This is a genomic window from Streptomyces colwelliae, assembly GCF_048158785.1.
Classification (GTDB): Bacteria; Actinomycetota; Actinomycetes; order Streptomycetales; family Streptomycetaceae; genus Streptomyces.
In genome coordinates this window covers 1-2,267 of the sequence record NZ_JBLTJC010000709.1, presented here as the reverse complement: position 1 = coordinate 2,267, position 2,267 = coordinate 1, and the positions used below count along the sequence as shown (strand labels likewise).

Here is a 2,267-nt window from a genome sequence, read left to right as displayed (position 1 = left end):
ACCCCGCGGTGGCCCCGCTCCTCTCCCCCGCTCACCACGAACTCGCCCGCACGGCCGAGGTGTACCTCGACTGCGCGGGCCAAGCGGGGCGTGCGGCGGCCGAGTTGGGGATTCACCGGCAGACGCTCTACTACCGGCTGTCGCGGGTGGAGCAGTTGACGGGCCTGGACCTGGACGACGGGGAGGACCGGCTGCTGCTCCACATGGCGTTGAAGAGGGCGCGGCTGTAGAGATGGCCGGCCGGTGATCTACTGCTCGGCGTGCCCCTGCTGATGATCGATCTGGACAACACCCTGGTGGACCGCGACGCCGCGTTCCGGGACGCGGCGTCGGAATTCCTGGCCGCGCACGGTCTGCCGGGGGACGATCTCGCCTGGCTGATGTCGGTCGACGCCAGTGGCTACACGTCGAGGCAGGCCATCGCCGAGGCCATGACCGAGCGCTACGGCGGGAATGTCCCCGCCGACGCGGTCGGGACGTTCCTCGACCGGGGCGCCGCCGACCGCGTCACCCTGTCCGAGCCCACGCGCGACGCCCTCACGAAGGCCGTCGCGGCGGGCTGGACGTGCGTGATCGTTACCAACGGCCGTGTCGTACAACAGGAGTTGAAGATCCGGAACACCGGGCTCGACGCGATCGTCCACGGCTGGGTGATCTCGGAGTCGGCCGGCCACAAGAAGCCCGCGCCGGAGATCTTCCACGCGGCGGCGGCCGAGGTCGGGGCCTCCCTCCACTCGTCCTGGGTCGTCGGCGACTCGGCGCAGGCCGACATCCGGGGCGCGACAGGCATCGACGCGCGCAGTGTGTGGGTGTCGAACGGCCGCCCATGGACCGAGCCGACGTTCCGCCCCACACACATCGCCGTCGACGCCGCGTCCGCGATCCATCACGTCATCGGTGCCCCGGACACAACAGCCCGCTGAACAGACGGACTTCAGCACACCTCAGTACTTCAATACTGCTGCACTTCAGAGCGTCAGCACTGCTGCAGACCGGGCGCCGGGTCCTGGCCGGTGGAGACGTCGACCGCGGGGACGTTGCCCCAGGCGCCGTTGTCGAGCTGGGTCCAGTACCAGATGTCGTTGCCGCCCGGGTGCGGGTCGCCGTGGCCCCAACACTGGAACCAGCTGAAGGTCCCGTTCAACTGCCCGCGGGTGGCGGAACGATAGGAACGGTCCGCATACCCCTTCGCGCCAGCCTTGTTGCCGCAGTGCAGCCGCGCGTCGGAACGCACACCGCACTCGGCCCTCACGGACTCCACCGACTTGCCGACCGAGCTGGCACTCGCCGGCGACTGCGCCGAGGCCATCCCCAGCGCCAGCGCGCCCGCCATGGCCAGCATGGTGATCTTCTTCCGTACGTTCACTGCCTGCTCCTCGTCCCGTGCGGTGCCTGCTTGCACGGTGATCATGGAGGAGCCCGGGAACCGCCCGCAGCGGCCATACGGGTGAACGGCACCGAAGCCGCCCGTGCGGGTGACGGGGTACGCCCCCGGCGGAGGAGGGGGGCGTGCGCGCCGTCGCAGGCGGGGGTGCCGTAGGGCGTACGGCGTTACAGGGATCGCGTCTCCTACGCCGTCCGGTCCTGGAGTTGCCCTACAACACCGGGAACATCTCGCTGAGCCGAGGCAGCCGCCGCTCCGCCTCCGCATCGTCACTCGCGTCCCAACGCTCACCGGCCGGGTCCAACGGCTCGGAGTCGTCGCCCCGTTGAGCATCGACGGCATCGTAGAAGTCGCCCTCGCTCCTGCCCGTCACGCCGCGGCCGGCGCGCTCTGCGTCCCCACCGCGGGGTACGGGGGCCCGTACGGCGATCCGGGCGGCCCATGGCATTTCATCAGCGGCCAATCCCCCAACCCCATGGCCGAGTTGGGCTGGAAGTCGGTGGGCATGCTGGAGCTCACCGCACTCCCCGCATCGGGGAGACCTTCGCCGACTGGAAGCCGCCCACCGGTGACGACAGCGCACTGGGAGTCGTCGGCTTCTCCCTCTTCCCGCACCTCGACAACCCGGACTGCCCGGAGAACACCATGGCCGATGCGGAACGGTGGGCCGCGGGGCTACAGGGTCCGGCATACGCCATCGACGCCCAGACCGCGATCAAGGTGACCGACGGTGCGGGCGTCGAGGTCGTGTCCGAGGGCCACTGGAGGCTGTTCAACGGAGCGACCGGTCCAGTGGCCCGGAATTGGAGCTGACCGACACCCCGGCAGAACCCTAGTGTCGACGTCATGACGACCGGCCCGCCCCCCGACCTGTCTCTTATAC

The 2,267-nt window shown here is 70.0% G+C and carries 5 protein-coding genes; 3 read left to right on the top strand and 2 right to left on the bottom strand.

Annotated features, from left to right (window positions below; all coding sequences use genetic code 11):
* The coding region (locus tag ACNFOC_RS53485) for a PucR family transcriptional regulator (RefSeq protein ID WP_416966184.1) at positions 1–230 on the top strand (230 nt) is incomplete at its 5' end.
* 30 nt (positions 231–260) lie between these two features.
* The gene (locus tag ACNFOC_RS53480; protein WP_416966183.1) at positions 261–923 is read left to right on the top strand and encodes an HAD family hydrolase; all 663 of its coding nucleotides are present in this window, start codon (positions 261–263) and stop codon (positions 921–923) included.
* A 53-nt stretch (positions 924–976) separates the two neighbouring features.
* Here ACNFOC_RS53480 and ACNFOC_RS53475 read toward each other — a convergent pair whose 3' ends face one another.
* Complete coding sequence (locus ACNFOC_RS53475; protein WP_416966182.1) at positions 977–1,366, bottom strand: hypothetical protein; 390 nt, start codon at positions 1,364–1,366, stop codon at positions 977–979.
* 229 nt (positions 1,367–1,595) lie between these two features.
* Entirely contained in the window at positions 1,596–1,832 is a 237-nt protein-coding gene (locus ACNFOC_RS53470; protein WP_416966181.1) for a hypothetical protein, read from the bottom strand.
* Between ACNFOC_RS53470 and ACNFOC_RS53465 the strand changes: the two genes are divergently transcribed.
* Positions 1,826–2,197, top strand: a complete 372-nt coding sequence (locus ACNFOC_RS53465) for a hypothetical protein (RefSeq protein WP_416966180.1) — start codon at positions 1,826–1,828, stop codon at positions 2,195–2,197. The two genes, ACNFOC_RS53470 and ACNFOC_RS53465, sit on opposite strands and share 7 nt — an antisense overlap.
* Positions 2,198–2,267: the final 70 nt, after the last annotated feature.